Origin of the sequence: Stutzerimonas stutzeri RCH2 (assembly GCF_000327065.1) — a bacterium.
GTDB lineage: Bacteria > Pseudomonadota > Gammaproteobacteria > Pseudomonadales > Pseudomonadaceae > Stutzerimonas > Stutzerimonas stutzeri_AE.
The window spans coordinates 3,124,573-3,142,473 of sequence record NC_019936.1; the positions used below are offsets into that span (position 1 = coordinate 3,124,573).

Annotated in this window: 15 protein-coding genes; 9 read left to right on the plus strand and 6 right to left on the minus strand. The window is 63.1% G+C overall.

Going from position 1 to position 17,901, the window contains the following annotated elements:
- Window positions 1-74: 74 nt before the first annotated feature.
- The 5 genes from PSEST_RS14260 to PSEST_RS14280 all read left to right on the plus strand — a co-directional run bounded on the left by PSEST_RS14260 (window position 75) and on the right by PSEST_RS14280 (window position 8,264).
- On the plus strand, window positions 75-1,847 hold the full coding sequence (locus tag PSEST_RS14260; RefSeq protein ID WP_041756705.1) for an N-acetylglutaminylglutamine amidotransferase: 1,773 nt from the start codon (window positions 75-77) through the stop codon (window positions 1,845-1,847).
- A gap of 136 nt (window positions 1,848-1,983) precedes the next feature.
- On the plus strand, window positions 1,984-3,723 hold the full coding sequence (gene ngg, locus PSEST_RS14265; RefSeq protein ID WP_015277682.1) for an N-acetylglutaminylglutamine synthetase: 1,740 nt from the start codon (window positions 1,984-1,986) through the stop codon (window positions 3,721-3,723).
- Between the two features lie 119 nt (window positions 3,724-3,842).
- Entirely contained in the window at window positions 3,843-5,048 is a 1,206-nt protein-coding gene (locus tag PSEST_RS14270) for an osmoprotectant NAGGN system M42 family peptidase (protein WP_015277683.1), read from the plus strand.
- 199 nt (window positions 5,049-5,247) lie between these two features.
- Window positions 5,248-7,992 carry a hybrid sensor histidine kinase/response regulator gene (locus PSEST_RS14275; protein ID WP_015277684.1) on the plus strand — a complete coding sequence of 915 codons (2,745 nt, stop codon included), beginning with the start codon at window positions 5,248-5,250 and terminating at the stop codon, window positions 7,990-7,992.
- Between the two features lie 44 nt (window positions 7,993-8,036).
- Window positions 8,037-8,264 carry a YheU family protein gene (locus PSEST_RS14280; RefSeq protein ID WP_015277685.1) on the plus strand — a complete coding sequence of 76 codons (228 nt, stop codon included), beginning with the start codon at window positions 8,037-8,039 and terminating at the stop codon, window positions 8,262-8,264.
- A 12-nt stretch (window positions 8,265-8,276) separates the two neighbouring features.
- Here the strand turns inward: PSEST_RS14280 and PSEST_RS14285 are convergent, their stop codons facing one another.
- The 5 genes from PSEST_RS14285 to PSEST_RS14305 form a co-directional block, all read right to left on the minus strand.
- The gene (locus PSEST_RS14285) at window positions 8,277-8,705 is read right to left on the minus strand and encodes a hypothetical protein (protein WP_015277686.1); all 429 of its coding nucleotides are present in this window, start codon (window positions 8,703-8,705) and stop codon (window positions 8,277-8,279) included.
- Between the two features lie 110 nt (window positions 8,706-8,815).
- Window positions 8,816-9,946 (minus strand): CynX/NimT family MFS transporter, encoded by a 1,131-nt coding sequence (locus PSEST_RS14290; RefSeq protein ID WP_041756707.1) that lies wholly within the window; start codon window positions 9,944-9,946, stop codon window positions 8,816-8,818.
- A gap of 128 nt (window positions 9,947-10,074) precedes the next feature.
- Window positions 10,075-10,884, minus strand: coding sequence for an SDR family oxidoreductase (locus PSEST_RS14295; protein WP_015277688.1), 810 nt, complete (start codon window positions 10,882-10,884; stop codon window positions 10,075-10,077).
- Window positions 10,885-11,125: 241 nt separating this feature from the next.
- Complete coding sequence (locus PSEST_RS14300; RefSeq protein ID WP_015277689.1) at window positions 11,126-12,781, minus strand: cation acetate symporter; 1,656 nt, start codon at window positions 12,779-12,781, stop codon at window positions 11,126-11,128.
- Entirely contained in the window at window positions 12,781-13,095 is a 315-nt protein-coding gene (locus tag PSEST_RS14305) for a DUF485 domain-containing protein (protein WP_015277690.1), read from the minus strand. Before PSEST_RS14305 ends, PSEST_RS14300 begins: the two co-directional genes overlap by 1 nt.
- Before the next feature lie 278 nt (window positions 13,096-13,373).
- Between PSEST_RS14305 and PSEST_RS14310 the strand changes: the two genes are divergently transcribed.
- The 4 genes from PSEST_RS14310 (at window position 13,374) to PSEST_RS14325 (ending at window position 16,789) form a co-directional block, all read left to right on the plus strand.
- Window positions 13,374-13,598 carry a DUF2061 domain-containing protein gene (locus PSEST_RS14310; RefSeq protein ID WP_015277691.1) on the plus strand — a complete coding sequence of 75 codons (225 nt, stop codon included), beginning with the start codon at window positions 13,374-13,376 and terminating at the stop codon, window positions 13,596-13,598.
- A 203-nt stretch (window positions 13,599-13,801) separates the two neighbouring features.
- Entirely contained in the window at window positions 13,802-15,094 is a 1,293-nt protein-coding gene (locus PSEST_RS14315) for a hypothetical protein (protein ID WP_015277692.1), read from the plus strand.
- Window positions 15,095-15,098: 4 nt separating this feature from the next.
- Entirely contained in the window at window positions 15,099-15,854 is a 756-nt protein-coding gene (locus PSEST_RS14320; protein ID WP_041756710.1) for a VacJ family lipoprotein, read from the plus strand.
- A gap of 92 nt (window positions 15,855-15,946) precedes the next feature.
- Window positions 15,947-16,789 (plus strand): pirin family protein, encoded by an 843-nt coding sequence (locus tag PSEST_RS14325; RefSeq protein ID WP_015277694.1) that lies wholly within the window; start codon window positions 15,947-15,949, stop codon window positions 16,787-16,789.
- Between the two features lie 52 nt (window positions 16,790-16,841).
- Here PSEST_RS14325 and PSEST_RS14330 read toward each other — a convergent pair whose 3' ends face one another.
- A complete protein-coding gene (locus PSEST_RS14330; RefSeq protein WP_015277695.1) occupies window positions 16,842-17,783 on the minus strand; it encodes a lipid A biosynthesis lauroyl acyltransferase in 942 nt (313 codons plus the stop codon).
- Between the last annotated feature and the right edge of the window lie 118 nt (window positions 17,784-17,901).

Genomic DNA, 17,901 nt, shown 5'->3' on the forward strand with positions numbered 1-17,901 from the left:
GCTGGTCCGAAAAGCTGAACTTCGCCCGTGACGGGTCAGTCACACTCCCCAACGGCAAAACCGGTAAGGATCTTATGTGTGGCATAGCTGGAGAACTTCGCTTCGATAACCGCCCGGCCGATCTGGCTGCGGTTGAACGCATCACTCAACACCTGACTGCGCGCGGCCCCGACGCCTGCGGTTTCCACAGCCAGGGCCCTCTCGCCCTCGGCCATCGACGCCTGAAGATCATGGATCTGTGCGAGGCCTCCGGCCAGCCGATGATCGACTCGGCCCTCGGCCTGTCGATGGTTTTCAATGGCGCCATCTACAACTACCCCGAATTGCGCGCAGAGCTGGAAGGCCTGGGTTATCGCTTCTTTTCCGAAGGCGATACCGAAGTGCTGCTCAAGGGCTTCCACGCCTGGGGCGAAGCGCTGCTGCCGCGGCTGAATGGCATGTTCGCCTTCGCCATCTGGCAGCGCGATACGCAGCAGCTGTTCATCGCCCGCGACCGTCTGGGCGTCAAGCCGCTGTACCTGTCGCGCACAGATCAGCGCCTGCGCTTCGCCTCGTCGCTGCCGGCATTGCTCAAGGGCGGTGATATCGCCGGTGTGTTGAACCCGGTGGCACTGAATCACTACATGAGCTTCCACGCCGTGGTTCCGGCACCGGACACGCTGATCGCCGGCATCGAGAAACTGCCGCCGGCCAGCTGGATGCGCGTCGACGCCAATGGCGCGACCACCACCCAGCGCTGGTGGGAACTGCAATTCGGCGCCCGTGAAGAGGAGCGCAACTACAGCTTCGAAGACTGGAAACAGCGCACCCTGGATACGATGCGCGAAGCGGTGGCGATCCGACAGCGCGCCGCGGTGGATGTCGGTGTGCTGCTCTCCGGCGGTGTCGACTCCAGCCTGCTGGTCGGTTTGCTGCGCGAAGCCGGCGTGGCCGACAACCTGCTGACCTTCTCCATCGGCTTCGAAGATGCCGGCGGCGAGCGCGGCGACGAGTTCAAGTACTCCGATCTGATCGCCAAGCACTACAAAACGCGCCACCACCAGCTGCGCATTCAGGAAAAGGAAATCCTCGAGCAGCTACCGGCCGCCTTCCAGGCGATGAGCGAGCCGATGGTCAGCCATGACTGCATCGCCTTCTACCTGCTCTCGCGGGAGGTGGCCAAGCACTGCAAGGTGGTGCAGAGCGGCCAGGGTGCCGATGAGCTGTTCGCCGGCTACCACTGGTATCCGCTGGTGGATGGCGCCGAGGACCCGGTGGCGGCCTACCTCGCCGCGTTCCGCGATCGCAGCTACGAGGAGTATGCCGAGACCGTGCAGCAACAGTGGGTGCAGGGCGACTTCTCCGGCGACTTCGTCCGCCAACACTTCGCCCAGCCTGGCGCCGATGCTGCGGTGGACAAGGCGCTGCGCATTGACAGCACGGTGATGCTGGTCGATGACCCGGTCAAGCGCGTGGACAACATGACCATGGCCTGGGGCCTCGAGGCGCGCACACCGTTCCTCGACTATCGCGTAGCCGAACTGTCGGCCCGGATTCCGGCGAAATTCAAGCTGCCGGAGGGCGGCAAGTACGTGCTCAAGGAAGCGGCGCGCCAGGTGATTCCCGCCGAAGTGATCGACCGGCCGAAGGGCTACTTCCCGGTACCGGGCCTCAAGCACCTGCAGGGTGCGACGCTGAACTGGGTGCGCGAGATGCTGCTCGACCCGAGTCAGGAGCGCGGGCTGTACAACCCACAGGCGCTGGAGAAGCTGCTCGCCGATCCGGATGGCCAGCTCACGCCGCTGCGCGGTTCAAAACTCTGGCAGCTGGCGGCGGTCAATCTATGGTTGAGCGAACAAGGCCTCTAATAGTGGTCGAGGCAGGCGCCCGACCACGAAGGCCCCGATAACCCGCTCACGAACGGCTGCGGTTGCCACGCGCCACGGGGGCGAAGACTTCGCCCCACCGCTTGCCGGTTCGTGACTTAGCATCAAGGAACGCACCATGCAGAAGTCCCAAGCCTATGGCCAGCGTCTGTTGCGCGGACAGGCACCGACCTACCAGAGGCTGCAGGCACGCTTCGCCGAGGACGGTCAGGAAGAACCCTGCGGCCCGGTGGTCCTGCACTGCGGCTGGGGCCGCATCCTGGTCGGCCACACCTATTCCGACCCTGCACAACTCGCCGCCGAATTGCTCAACGAGCAGGCTGGCGAGCGCGACATTGCGCTGTATGTCGCTGCTCCGCATCAGGTGCTGTCCTATGCCCCGCAGCAACTCTTTCTCGATCCCTCCGACACGCTGCGTATCTGGTTCACCGACTACCGCCCGTCACAGAAGCGCTTCCGCGGTTTCTGCGTCCGCCGCGCGCAGAGCGATGCCGACTGGCACGCCATCAACGGCCTGTACCAGTCGCGCGGGATGATGCCGGTCGATCCGGAGCGCTGCACCCCGCGCGAACAGGGCGGCCCGGTTTACTGGCTGGCCGAGGACGAAACCTCCGGGCAGATCATCGGCAGCGTGATGGGTATCGATCATCACCGCGCCTTCAATGATCCGGAAAACGGCTCTAGCCTCTGGTGCCTGGCGGTTTCGCCAAGCTGCCCGCGGCCAGGTGTCGGTGAGGCGTTGGTGCGCCACCTGATCGAACACTATATGGGCCGCGGCCTGGCTTACCTCGACCTGTCGGTGCTGCATGACAACCAGCAGGCCAAGGCGCTTTACGCCAAGCTCGGCTTCCGTGACCTGCAGACCTTCACCGTCAAGCGCAAGAACAGCTTCAACCAGCCGCTGTTTCTCGGCCCCGGGCCGGAAGCGAAGCTCAATCCCTACGCCAAGATCATCGTCGACGAAGCCCGCCGCCGCGGCATCGAGATCGAAGTCAATGACGCCGAAGCCGGGCTGTTCACGCTGACCCAGGGCGGGCGCCGCGTGCGCTGCCGCGAATCGCTGTCAGACCTGACATCGGCCGTGAGCATGACGCTCTGCCAGGACAAGCGCCTGACCCACCGCACGCTGGCGCAGGCAGGCATCTGCCTGCCGGCGCAGCAACTGGCCGGCAGTGCTGCCGAGAACGCTGCCTTCCTCGCCGAACACGCCAGCGTGGTGGTCAAGCCGGTGGACGGCGAACAGGGTATGGGCGTTGCCGTCGACCTACGCGATGCCGCGGAAATAGAGGAGGCCATCCTGCGCGCCCGGCAGTTCGACAGTCGCGTACTGCTGGAGAGTTTTCACCCGGGGCTCGACCTGCGCATCGTGGTGATCGGCTTCGAAGTGGTCGCGGCGGCGATACGTCGCCCCGCCGAAGTCATTGGTGATGGCCGCACCAGCATCGGTTCGCTGATCGAGAAGCAGAGCCGTCGTCGCCAGGCGGCGACCGGCGGCGAAAGCTCCATTCCTCTCGACGAAGAAACCCAGCGCTGCCTGCGCGATGCCGGCTTCGACTTCGAAAGCGTATTGCCGGACGGACAGCGCCTGGCCGTGCGTCGCACTGCCAACCTGCATACCGGCGGCACGCTGGAGGATGTCACGGCGCAGCTGCATCCCGAGCTGATCGACGCAGCCGTACGCGCCGCCCGGGCGCTGGATATCCCGGTAGTCGGCCTGGACCTGCTAGTGCCGTCCCCGGATCAACCGGAGTACGTCTTCATCGAAGCCAACGAGCGCGTCGGCCTGGCCAATCACCAGCCGCAGCCGACCGCCGAACGCTTCATCGACCTGCTCTTCCCGCTGAGCACCGCCGGCTGATCACACAGGCGTCCCGGCACCGAGCCGGGACGCCTACGCCGCGCGCCGTACCAGCAGGTCGCTCTCCTACATTCACCTCCATTCGGTGGCTGAGAAAGTCGCCGCTCAAAGGAGCTCCCATGACCGCACAACTTCCCGAACCTGATCTCAATTACATGCAACGCGTGTTGCTGGAGATGCTCGCCATCCCCAGCCCCACTGGCTTCACCGATACCATCGTGCGCTATGTCGCCGAGCGTCTGACGGAGCTGGGGATTCCCTTCGAACTGACCCGCCGCGGCACCATTCGCGCCACCCTCAAGGGTCGGCGCTATAGCCCGGACCGCGCCGTCGCCGCGCATTTGGACACCATCGGCGCCATCGTCCGCGAGATTCACGATACCGGCCGCCTGGGCCTGGCACCCGTAGGTTGCTGGTCGAGCCGTTTCGCCGAGGGCAGCCGCGTCAGCGTCTTCACTGACACCAGAGTGATCCGTGGCAGCGTCTTGCCATTGCTGGCCTCCGGGCACGCCTTCAACACCGCGGTGGACGAAGCACCGGTCAGCTGGGACCACGTCGAGCTGCGCCTGGACGCCTACACCTACAGCCGTAACGAAACCTGCGCGCTAGGGGTGAATGTCGGTGACTTCGTCGCCTTCGATCCGATGCCCGAGTTCACCGAAAGCGGCTATATCAGTGCCCGCCACCTGGATGACAAGGCCGGGGTCGCCGCCCTGCTCGCCGCGCTGAAAGCGATCGTCGAAAGTGGCCGCGAACCGCCCATCGACGTGCATCCGCTGTTCACGATCACCGAGGAAACCGGCTCCGGTGCCGCCGGTGCCCTGCCCTGGGATGTCAGTGAGTTCGTCGGCATCGACATTGCACCCGCAGCCAAGGGCCAGGCATCCAGCGAGCACGCCGTGACCGTGGCGATGCAGGATTCCGGTGGTCCCTATGATTTTCATCTGTCACGTCACCTGCTCAAGCTGGCCGGCGAACACGAGATCCCGGTACGCCGCGATCTGTTCCGCTACTACCACAGCGACGCCCAGTCCGCTGTCGAGGCGGGCCATGACATCCGCACCGCGCTGGTGGCGTTCGGCTGCGATGCGACCCACGGTTATGAGCGCACCCATATCGACAGTCTCGCCGCCATGAGTCGCCTGCTCTGTGGCTACATGCTCAGCCAACCGGTCTTCGCCAGCGATTCGCAGCACTCGAACGACTCGCTGGAGCGCTTCAGCCATCAACTGGAGCACGACGCGCAGATGGAAAACGATACCCGCGTGCCGCCGGTCGACACCCTCATCGGCCGCCAGGCCGACCCGCACGACCGCAACGGCTGAGCGGCCGCCTTCCGTGACAAGTCGCGTGCTTCGGGCAAGCTGTACTTGCCGCATCACGGGTAACTCGGCAAAGATAACCGGACAAGGACGTGCGGCACTCTGAAGGCGCCATGTAGAGCCCGAAGGAATCGGTACCGTCACATCGCTCTACTAATATGTGTCGCCCTGCCACAGGGCACACACCCTTCCGGAACGAAACATGTTGCCGCGTGCATGCTTGGCTCTGCTGCTGTGTTGCCTGTCGCTCCAAGTCTGGGCATTCACGCCTGTGGTGGTCGATTCCATCGATTCCCGCCAGTCGCTGGGCGGCGGCACGCGCTATCTGGAAGACCCGGATGGCCAACTGAGCGTCGACGATGTCATGGCGCTGTCATCGGAGCGCTTTCGACCAGTCACGGGCGGGCACGTCAACGAAGGCAAGAACGGCTCGACCTGGTGGTTACGCGCCGACCTGAAAAACCGCCTCGGCAATCCCGTCGGCGGCTTCATCGAGATCAACTATCCCCTGCTCGATCATATCGAGTTGTTCCTGCAATACCCCGACGGCAACATCAGCCGCCAGCTCACCGGCGATATTTACCCATTCGCGCAGCGGCCGGTAAAAGTCAGCAATTTCTGGTTTCCGGTCGAACTGCCTCCAGGCGACACCACGCTACTGCTGCGGATCAAGACGACCAGCACGCTGTACGTCCCGCTGTACTTCAGCACCTACAACGCCAGCGCCGCCGAGGAGCAGGAGCTGAGCGGTCTGAGCGGTGCGTTCTATGGCGTGCTGTTCGCGATGTTCTGCTACAACCTGTTCCTCTTCGCCTCCCTGCGCGAGCCGGCTTACTTCTGGTATCTGGTCTACACCCTCAATGTCGGGCTGTTCGCCCTTTCCTTCGATGGTCTGCTGGTCAAGTGGCTGGCCGACGATGGCGGGCTGGTGGCGCTTGGCATCTATGCCCTGATGTTCAGCCACTGCCTGATCGCCATTCAGTTCAGCCGGCACTTCCTGCACACCCGCGAGCTATTCCCGCGGCTCGACCTGCTCCTGCGCTGCACCCTGTTGGCTGCGTTGGGCAGCATGATTTCCGGCCTCGTGCTGGACGTGCAGAGCTGGAGCATCCTGGCCAGCGTGACGGTGATCGTCGTGTCTGCCGGGCTACTGCTGGCCGGCGCCTTCGTCTGGCGCCGTGGCGTGCGCTATGGGGTTTACTACACGCTGGCCTGGGGCGTGCTGTTGGCTTCATTTATCCTTGTCACCGCCGGTTCGCTAGGCATCGAGCTATTCGGTCTGTATGGCGCTGGGGTGGTCAAAGCCAGCGTCGCGTTCGAGCTGATCACCCTGTCCATTGGTCTGGCCGACCGTATCAACCTGCTCAAGGAAGAAGGTTACCGTTCGCGCGAAGCCGCCGAGCGGGCCGCCAGTGAGAACGAGGCAAAGAGCCGTTTCCTGGCCAAGATGAGCCATGAGATCCGCACACCGCTGAATGGCGTGCTTGGCATGCTGCAACTGCTGCGTGAAACGCCGCTGGACCGCAGCCAGCAGTTCTATCTGGATACCATTTCCAGCTCCGGCAATTCGCTGATGGCGGTGATCAATGACATCCTCGACTACGCACGGATAGGCTCCGGCAAGCTGAGCCTGGAAGACATCGACTTCGACCTGGAAATCCTGATCTCCGAAACGATCAGACTGTTCACCGCCCAGTCACTGGAAAAGCAGTTGAGCCTGCATGTTGGTCTGGAACCCGGTGTGCCGCGGCGAATCCGCGGCGACCCGACGCGTCTCAAGCAGATCCTGATGAACCTGCTGAGTAATGCTTTGAAGTTCACCGAACACGGCCACGTATTACTTGAAGTGTCCTGCCGCCAGACGCCGGATGGCGGACCGCGGCTGGTGTTCTGCGTCAGCGATAGCGGTATTGGCATGCGTCAGGAAGTGCTGGCGCAGCTCTTCGAATCATTCTCCCAAGGCGACTCGAGCACCACCCGGCGTTACGGCGGCAGCGGGCTCGGCCTGGCAATCAGCAAAGAGCTGGTGGAAATGATGAACGGCCATATCGAGGTGCAGAGCGCCCCGGGCCGCGGAAGCCGTTTCTGCTTTGAAATCCCACTGCGAACCGCCACCGACGTGGAAGACCCGCTAACACAGCTGCTGGCAGGCCGCCCCGCTCTGCTTGCCTCGCAGGATGCCCAGGGTCTGGAGGCGCTCAGCCATCTGCTGCGGCGCTGGGGCATGCGCACCGAACGCTGCCTGACGCCGGATCGTCTACCGGACTATCTCGCCGACTTCACTGCCCCGCCGCTGCTGGTGTTACTGGCGCCATGGCCAGGCAGCCCAAGCCAATGGCTGGAACGCCTGCGGCCATACCTTGAGGCGAATCAGCGGATGCTCATGCTCTACTCGCCGATTCACGAGCCGCCGCCGCTGACGCCTGATCTGCGCCTGATTAGCCTGGCGCTACCGCTCCAGAGCGCCCCGCTGCGAGAAGCGTTGCAGGCGCTCTACGAACGCGAGCCAGCGCAATCGGCCGAAACCGACAAAGCCTCGATTGCGCCGCTGCAAAGCGAACCCTGCATCCTCGTGGCTGAGGACAATCCGGTAAATCAGATGGTGGTTCGTGGCCTGCTGAAAAAACGCGGCTACGCCGTGCAGCTTGCCGACAATGGACGTCAGGCCGTGGACCTCTACCGTCGCGACCCGGACGCCGTGCAACTGATTCTGATGGATTGTGAAATGCCGGAGCTGGACGGGTTCGAGGCCAGCCGGCAGATACGCAAGCTCGAAGCCGACCAGCAATTGCAGGCCGTGCCGATTATCGCGGTGACGGCCCATGTGCTGGCCGAGCATCGCCAGCGCGGCCTGGAGTCGGGGATGGATGAGTTCATCGGCAAACCACTGGAAAGCCGGCAGCTGTATGCTTGCCTGGACAGTTATCTGCAGAGCGGCGCGAGCTAGGTTGCGCTGCTCTGCGCCACGCTCGATCCATCCGAAGAAGCCCCATGCTCATACCCCACGACCAGCTCGAACCGGACACCCTGACCCGCCTCATCGAAGATTTCGTCACCCGCGAGGGCACCGACAACGGCGACGAAACCCCGCTTGAAACCCGCGTGGCACGGGTGCGCCGGGCGCTGGACAAAGGTGAAGCGGTGATCGTCTTCGACGCCGACAGTCAGCAATGCCAACTGGCACTCAGGCGTGACGTGCCACGCGAGTGGCTGGACTGAGCAGCGCCCGAGTCAGCCGAACAGACCGCTTTCCCGCTCCCAGGCGCAGCGCATGCGCAGGTCGCTCTGCTGCGGGCTGTGACTACCCGCCTCGGTCTGCCAGCGAAAGGTGTGCGTGCCGTTGAGCTCGGTTTCCAGATGCACCACGGCGCTGGTCCAGTACAGCTGCTTGAGCAGCTCTTCGAAGCGCTGCACCCAGAGCGTCCACTCGTATTCCACCGCCCGGTAGCTGGCGCCGAAGTGAATGACCTGGGTTTGATAGAGACCCAGCTCCTCGTTACGGCAGAGGGAAAACATCTCACGCCCGATGAAGGGCCAGGCTTCGCCCTGCGGCAGCGCTTGCACCGCAGCCAGATTGTTCGCCCGGCGTTGGCGGCTTTGCTCGGGGTCGGCGGAAGGCCAATCACGGATGCAGCCATAAACGATGGACTCAGACTCCACTCGAAACTCCGGGAACGCAGGGACGGGACGGCGAGCTTTCTAGCACAGCGTGGCTGGCGGGTCACCCGCGGCTTGGGAAGTGGTGAAACAGGCCACAGCCCTGAGTGCGTTCAGCCGCCTGTGTGCCTCGACCGCAGGCGCATCGCCAGCATCGACATGCACGCGGCCATGCCGGTCAGGACCAGGAACGGCATACGATAGTCGCCGGCCAGGTCGCGCCCGAGCCCAGCCAGGACCGGCGTCAGGCAGGCCAGACAATAGCCGGTGCAGAGCATCATCGCCGTGAGTCGACTGACCGCCAGCGGCGTGCTGGCTTCGTACATCGGCGAGATCAGCGCCAGGGAAAAGGTGCCGTTGAGCGCAACACCCAGCAGCATGCAGACCAGCAACGGCTGCCAGCCCGGCAGCAGCGCGATCAGGGCCAGGCATAGTGTCGCCAGCACGCCGCACGCCGCCATGATCCGGTGCCGGTTACCCAGCCGCTGCGCCAGCCAGGGCATGGCGAAGGCGCTGGGTAGGCCGATGAGCATGAAACCACTGAAGAACGCATTGCTTTGCAGCAGGCTGTAGCCCACCTCGTGATAACGCGCCACCAGCCAAGTGGCCAGCGCATAGAACAGACCGGCCTGCAGGGCAAAATAGATGCTCAACAGCCAGGCCCGCGGCTCCTTCCAGGGCAAACCGGCACGACTGTCGTTGGCAGTTTCCGGCTGGTTGGGCAGGCGCAGCCAGATCAGCAATGCCGCTAATGCCGGCAGCGCCCAGAGCGCCAAGCCCCGCGTCCACTCCTGCCCCATCGCTTCGGTGGCCGGTGCTGTCACCACTACCCCGAGGGTGCCGCCGACCGCCATGCTCAGCGAATACCACGCCGCCGTCTGGCCCATGCGTTCGAGGAAGTAACGTTTGATAAAGCCGGACAACAGCGGCCCGGCGACGGCGATCCCCGCACCGACCAGTCCAGCGGTAGCGATCAGCAGTGCTGCGCTATGGCCGAACAGTCGCAACAGCAAAGCCGCAGCGATCAGACCGAGGCACAGCGCGATGCTGCGCTCCAGGCCGAAGCGTACGGCCAGCCGCGGCGCCAATGGCGCCAGAAGGCCCATCAGGAGCACCGGCAAGGCGGTGGTCAGACTGATCAACCCACGGGAAAGCGCGAGTTCTTCGGCGATGCGTTCGATCAGCGGAGCGAAGGAGGTAATGCCGGGGCGGAGGTTGATCGCGGCCAGCACCAGGGCCACCATCAACAGTCCACGGGAGGGGAATTTCACAAGCGATCCATAGGGTTACGGCGAAAAAAGCCTGACCGGCAACCCTACTCCCGACCCTTCCCTGAAGCAACCGCAGCGGCCACCGGAGCGGCCGGACGATCTCAGAGTGCCTTGCTCTTGGCGCGTTTCTTCTCCGCCAGCAGCGCCATCTCGTCGTAGATCGCCTGCGGATTCTGCTGCTTGACCTTCCAGGCCATGCGTCCCTCATCGTGCGGCAGGATCATGAATTCGCCCTTGGCGACCTGCTGATGGATGTAGTCGGCGATGTCCGCCGCAGTAATCGGCGAAGACTCCAGCAGCTTGCCGATCTGCGCCTTCACGTTTGGCGTCGGGCCACGGAAAGAGTCCAGCAGGTTGGTCTGGAAGAACGACGGGCAGACCACATGCACGCCAACCTCGGCCTGGCGCAGCTCCACCAGCAGGCTCTCCGAGAGCGCCACCACGCCGGCCTTGGCCACGTTGTAGTTGCTCATGCCCGGCGCCTGCATCAGCGCCGCCATCGAGGCGATGTTGATGATCTTGCCCTTGCTCTTCTGCACCAGTGGCAGGAAGGCCTTGCAGCCCTTGACCACGCCCATCAGGTTGATTGCGATCTGCCATTCCCAGTCTTCCAGCGACAGCTCGTCGAAGAAGCCACCGGACGCCACGCCGGCATTGTTGACCACGATGTCGATGCCGCCGAGCTTCTCCTCGCAGGCCTGGGCGAAGGCGATCAGCTGGCTGTAGTCACGCACGTCGCAGCGCATGGTGAAGCCGTCACCGCCCGCCTCACGAACCATTTTCAGGGTTTCCGCCAGGCCACCTTCGTTGACATCGGAAAGCGCCAGCTGCCAGCCCTCACGCGCCCAGCGCAGGGCAATCTCGCGACCGAGTCCGGAGCCGGCACCGGTGATCATCATGCGGTTATGCATTGTTCTGCTGCCTTTTGTTGTTCGGGTAGTGGCAGCGAGTCTAGCGAATGCCGGCGCGCGTACCGGCATCCATCAGACTGCTGAATGCCCTTGGCAAACCCGCGGCTCATGGGGCTGACCGCGCGGTTGCGGGCAGGCAATATGGGTGCAGGATGGGGCTGTTACAGCCGGTCGACAGCCTTTGCTGCACGCATGAAAAAGGGCAGCCCGCAGGCTGCCCTCTTGTATTGCTAGCAGGGCGTCAGTGCGCGACGGCGCCAGTAGCCCCCAGGCCAGTCTGCGAACGGACGAACTGGGCGAAGAAGCGCTCACGCTCTTCCCCGGCACGCTTGGACTTGTCGGTGACCGAGAAGAACCAGATGCCGGCGAATGCCGCAGCCATCGAGAACAGCGCCGGGTACTTGTAGGGGAAGATCGCTTCGGCAAAGCCGAACACGTCGACCCATACGGTCGGGCTGATGATGGTCAGCAGCAGCGCAGTGAACAGCCCCAGCGAGCCGCCGAACAACGCGCCGCGGGTGCTCAGGCCTTTCCAGTACATGGAAAGGAACAGCACCGGGAAGTTGCAGCTGGCGGCGATGGAGAATGCCAGGCCGACCATGAAGGCGATGTTCTGCTTCTCGAAGATGATGCCCAGCAGAATCGCCACCACGCCCAGAGTCAGGGTGGTCAGCTTGGTCACGCGCATCTCGTCTTCTTCCCGCGCCTTGCCCTGCTTGATCACGCAGGCATACAGGTCATGGGAAACCGCCGAGGCACCGGCCAGGGTCAGACCCGCGACAACGGCGAGAATGGTGGCGAAGGCGACCGCAGAGATGAAACCGAGGAACAGGTTGCCGCCCACGGCGCTGGCCAGGTGGATGGCGACCATGTTGGTGCCACCGACGATGGCGCCGGTCACGTCCTTGAACTCCGGGTTAGTGCTGACCAGCAGGATCGCGCCGAAGCCGATGATAAAGGTCAGGATATAGAAGTAGCCGATGAAGCCGGTGGCGTAGAACACGCTCTTGCGCGCTTCCTTGGCGTCGGAGACGGTGAAGAAGCGCATCAGGATGTGCGGCAGGCCGGCGGTACCGAACATCAGCGCCAGGCCGAGGGAGATCGCCGAGATCGGGTCGGAGACCAGGCCGCCCGGGCTCATGATCTGCGCACCCTTCTCGTGAATCTTCACCGCTTCGGCAAACAGGCTGCCGAAATCGAAGCCCACGCTCTTCATCACCATGATGGCCATGAAACTGGCGCCGGACAGCAGCAGGACCGCCTTGATGATCTGCACCCAGGTGGTCGCCAGCATGCCGCCGAACAGCACGTACATGACCATCAGCACACCGACCAGCACCACGGCCACGTAGTAGTCCAGGCCGAACAGCAGCTGGATCAGCTTGCCGGCACCGACCATTTGCGCGATCAGGTAGAAGGCCACGACGATCAGCGAACCGAACGCCGAGAGCAGACGGATCTGCGTCTGACCGAGACGATAGGACGCCACGTCGGAGAAGGTGAATTTGCCGAGGTTGCGCAGGCGTTCAGCCATCAGGAAGAGGATGATCGGCCAGCCGACGAGGAAGCCGATGGAGTAGATCAGACCGTCATAGCCGCTGGTGTAGACCAGCGCGGAAATGCCGAGGAAGGACGCTGCCGACATGAAGTCACCGGCAATCGCCAGGCCATTCTGGAAGCCGGTGATGCTGCCACCCGCGGTGTAGTAATCAGCCGTGGAGGTGTTGCGCTTGGCCGCCCACTTGGTGATACCCATGGTGAAGGCGATGAACACCACGAACATGATGATGGCGGTGTAGTTGGTGGCCTGCTTCTCGACCTCGCCGGTAATGGCGTCGGCGAGCAGTGCAGGCGAGACTGCCAACAGCAGGGCAGTCATCAGAAAACGCAGGATCATTATTGCTGGGCCTCGTTGAGGATTTCCTGGTTGATGCGATCGAACTCACCGTTGGCACGCTGCACATAGACACCGGTCAGGATGAAGGCCATGAAGATCACGCCCACGCCAACCGGGATGCCCCAGGTGGTCACGGTGTCGGCAGAAAGCGGAACACCAAGGATCTGCGGCTCGAAAGCGATCAGCAGGATGAACGCCAGGTAAGCGCCGAGCATGACGGCCGACAGCAGCCAGGCGAAACGCCCGCGCTTGGCGACCAGCTCTTGGAAACGCGGGTTGGCATAGATCTGCCGGTAAACATTTTCATTGTTCATTGGAATCTGTCTCCACGGTCACTACCCCCTGGTGGGAGCAGGGCGGCTACTTTAGGGCCGGACAATGCGAACACCACCCGACTTTGGTCTGAGGACCGCTCTTCAGAAAGCCCGCTCTAGAGCCTTCAGGCCACGCAAACCGGGGCCTTGCAACAATTCCAAATACAAATAGTGTGGCGCTATGCCGCAGATACAGAACGTTGATTTCAGACATTGCTGGCGCGCAACCACACTGTGCAAACACGAGAACAATTCTCGATCGCGCAAGGAGACGGGCCATGTTGAAGACCGTGACGTTCACCCTGATGCACTTCTGCATCGCCTTCTCGGTCACCTACGCGCTGACCGGCAGCATCGCCATCGGTGGCCTGGTGGCAGCCGTCGAACCGCTATGCAATTCCGTGGCGTTCTACTTCCATGAAAAGGTCTGGCAACGCTTTGAGCGCAACCCCGGCGGCGCACGCAGAGTTCCCAAGCACGCCTGGCTGCATCACCAGGCATAAGATGCCGGCCACCACCAGCAGCTCGACCGCCCATATCGAGCCGTTCGCATTTCCGCATCGATCCACGGATCGAATTGCACGCGATGCTGCCAAAGCGATGTTGGCTTGCATGTGAAAGCCGATGCAGTTCTGATTGGAACGGGTGGCAGGCGAAGCACTGTCACCTCGCTACAGGCCGCGAACGGCCTGCAATGGAGAAGTACATGCAGCTGTTGTTGCGCCTGACCGCCCTGCTCGCCCTGATCGTTACGCCGCTGCATGCCGCCGATCTAAGCGTTGAGGAATACGGCTATCCACTGGCCAACCCGTTCGAAGCCACGATTGCCGGTACACCGGCCGACCTGCGCGCAGAAGTGCCGAGCGATGACGCCATCGATCAGGCCGACTACAGCCTGCGCCTTCGTCCGGAGCGGGAATTCACTCTGCCGGACAACTTCTGGCCGGTGAAACAGTTGCGCTATCGACTGGCCCGCCAGCGCGGCCCGGCACCGCTGATGTTCATCATCTCCGGAACCGGCGCGCACTACTCTGCCGGCAAGACCGAGGCACTGAAGCGGCTGTTCTACGGCGCCGGCTATCATGTGGTGCAGCTGTCTTCGCCGACCAGCTACGACTTCATGTCGGCCGCCTCGCGCTATGCAACTCCAGGCATCAGCAGCGACGACGCCAAAGACCTGTACCGGGTCATGCAGGCGGTTCGCGCGCAACAGCACAAACTGCAGGTAACCGAGTTCCACCTCACCGGCTACAGCCTGGGCGCGTTGAATGCCGCCTTCGTCAGCCAGCTGGACGAGACGCGGCGCAGTTTCAATTTCAAACGGGTCCTGTTGCTGAACCCTCCGGTGAATCTCTACACCTCGGTCGCCAATCTCGACAAGCTGGTGCAGACCAGGGTCGACGGGATCAACGACCACACCACCTTCTATGAAGTGGTACTGGAAAAGCTCACCCGCTATTACCAGCAACGAGGCTACATCGATCTCGACGAGGCGATGCTCTACGACTTCCAGCAATCGACGTTGAAGCTCAGCGACGAACAGATGGCGATGTTGATCGGCTCGGTTTTCCGCTTCTCCGCCGCCGACATCATCTTCACTTCCGACCTGATCAACCGCCGCGGGCTGATCGTCCCGCAGGACTACCCCATCAACCAGAGCACCAGTCTTGAGCCCTTCTTCAAGCGTGCCCTGCTGTGTGACTTCGATTGTTACATCACCGAGCAGCTCATCCCCATGTGGCGCGCACAGTACGACGGCGGCAGCCTGACTCAGCTGGTGCAACAGGTCAGCCTGTACGCCCTTGAAGACTACCTGCGGCAGAGTCCGAAGATCGCGGTCATGCACAACGCCGACGACGTCATTCTCGGCGCCGGTGATATCGGCTTCCTGCGCCGTACCTTCGGTGATCGTCTGACGCTCTACCCGCGAGGAGGCCATTGCGGCAACCTCACTTACCGAGTCAACGCCCAACATATGCTGGAGTTCTTCCGTGGCTAAAGGAATGCTGCTGCCGTTGCTCCTGGCCAGTGGACTGGCCTTCGCCGAACCACCGACGGCCGACGAGGATGGCTTCACCCATCCACTACGCAACCTGGAGTTCAATCCCGGGCTGGACCAACGCGAGTTCGAGCGGGCCACCTTCCAGGCGCTGGACGTGTACGACCCGTTCGAATCGATTAACCGACGCATCTACCATTTCAACTACCGGCTCGATCAGTGGGTCATGTTGCCGGTGGTGCGCGGCTATCGCTATGTCACGCCGCAGCCGGTGCGCACCGGAGTGAGCAACTTCTTCGGCAACCTGGGAGAAGTGCCCACCCTGTTCAACAGTCTCGCGCAGCTCAAGGCCCAGCGCGCCGCGAACGCCACGGCGCGCTTTCTGTTCAACACCATTCTCGGCGTCGGCGGCGTCTGGGATCCGGCGACCCGTATGGGCTTGCCGCGCCAGAGCGAAGACTTCGGCCAGACGCTTGGCTACTGGGGAGTGCCGCAGGGGCCCTATCTGATCATCCCGGCCCTGGGGCCATCGAATCTACGCGATGCCACCGGCCGCGTGGCCGACTTTGCGGTCGAGCGGCAGATGGACTTTTTGCAGTACTCCGAAACCACCGGTGGCGAGTTGAGCCTGACAGCGTTGCGCGCCATCAATGCGCGGCATGTCACCAGCTTCCGTTATGGGCAACTCAACTCGCCGTTCGAATATGAAAAGGTGCGCTATGTATACAGCCGTGCGCGCGACCTGCTGGTCGAGGAATGATCTACCGCTTCGATTCGATATAGCAGAAAACAGCAACCATTGATCGAACCTAGCTGCCTATCCTTGGCGTAATAACCAGGAGGCAAACGATCATGTCCCACCGGGAAATTCTCTCCATCACCACCGGCCGGCCCACCTCCGATGGCGCCGGCGTCAGTCTTACCCGCGTGTTCGGCGGCGCCGCACCGGAACGATTCGACCCGTTTCTGATGCTCGACGAGTTCGGTTCGAACGACCCGGACGAGTACATCGCCGGTTTTCCGCCACACCCGCATCGCGGCTTCGAAACCATCACCTATATGCTCGAAGGGCGTATGCGCCACGAGGATCACATGGGCAACGTCGGGCTGCTGGAAAGCGGCGGCGTGCAATGGATGACCGCAGCGCGTGGCGTGATTCACAGCGAAATGCCGGAGCAGCAGGAAGGCAACATGCGCGGTTTCCAGCTGTGGCTGAACCTGCCCGCCCATGCCAAGCTCGGCGAGCCGGGCTACCGCGACTTCGCACCCGCAGAGATTCCCCAGGTTCGCCTCGACAACGGCGTACAGGCCAAGGTCATTGCCGGAACCTTGAAGGCGCAAGGCATCGAGCAACAGGGCGTGGTACAGCGGCCCGATACGGAGCCCCAGCTGTTCGATCTGCACTTGCCCGCAGACAGCACGCTCTCGCCGCAAATTCCGGACGGCCATCTGTTACTGCTTTATGTATACGAGGGCGCGTTGCAGCTCGGCGATCAGCCGGTCGGCAGGGGCCAGCTGGTGCGCCTGTCCGAACAGGGCGAGCTGCAGTTACACAGCGAGACCGGCGCACGACTGATGCTGCTGGCCGGCCGACCGCTGAGAGAACCGATCGTGCAGTACGGTCCGTTCGTGATGAACAGCCGCGAGGAGATCGAGCAAGCGCTGCGGGATTTCCGCGACGGGACGCTGGCCTGACAGCAGCAGATCGACTCGCAGCGCCCCTCAGCCTGCGCGCCGCCAGCGGAGCCTACCGACCGGCCGATCGCTTGCTGCGCTTCGTATAAAGGCCAGGCTCACCGACTGGGCGGGTCTTGAAGCGGCGATGTGCCCAGAGGTACTGCTCCGGCAATGCGCTCACAGCCTCCTCGACCCACTGATTGATCCGCAGGCAATCGGCCTCTTCACTCTCGCCGGGAAAATCCTCCAGCGGCGGATGGATCACCAACCGATAGCCCGAGCCATCCGCCAGGCGCTCCTGGGTGAACGGCACGACCCTGGCCCTGCCCAGCCGCGCGAACTTGGTGGTGGCGGTCACCGTGGCTGCCTGGATGCCGAACAGCGGCACGAACAGGCTCTGCTTGCGCCCATAGTCCTGATCCGGCGCATACCAGATGGCGCGACCGGCACGCAAAACCTTGAGCATGGCCCGCACGTCCTCACGCTCGATGGCGCTGGCGTCGCGGTTATGTCGTTCGCGCCCGCGGCGCTGGACGAAATCGAATACCGGATTCTTGTGCTCACGGTACATGCCATCGATGGTGTGCCGTTGGCCAAGCAGCGCCGCGCCGATTTCCAGGGTAGTGAAATGCAGCGCCATCAGGATTACGCCCTGCCCCGCCAATTGCAGATGCTCCAGCCCTTCGATCCGGGCCAGGCGCTGCAGGCGCGCCTGTGGCCACCACCAGCTCATCGCCATCTCGAAGAAGGCAATGCCGTTGGAAGCGAAGTTTTCATGCAGCAGCCGTTCGCGCTGCTCCTGGCTGAGTTCTGGAAAGCACAGCTCCAGGTTGCGCCGGGCGATGTAGCGCCGCGAACCGGCGAAACGGAACATCAGCGCGCCGAGCCCACGGCCCAGTTGCAGCAACAGCGGATACGGCAGCTGCACCAGCAGCCAGAGCAGCCCAAGCCCCAGCCACAACGGCCAGAAACGCGGGTGCAGGAAGTACGCACGAAACTGAGGACGGTCCATGAATAGCTCGACAGCCGATGAAGCGGCGCATTCTACCGGCAAAAGCTCGCATTGACCGAACCTCGGCGCACCAGTGATCGCTCCGCAGGCGGTTGGCGGGTTGCAGGCGGCGGCACTC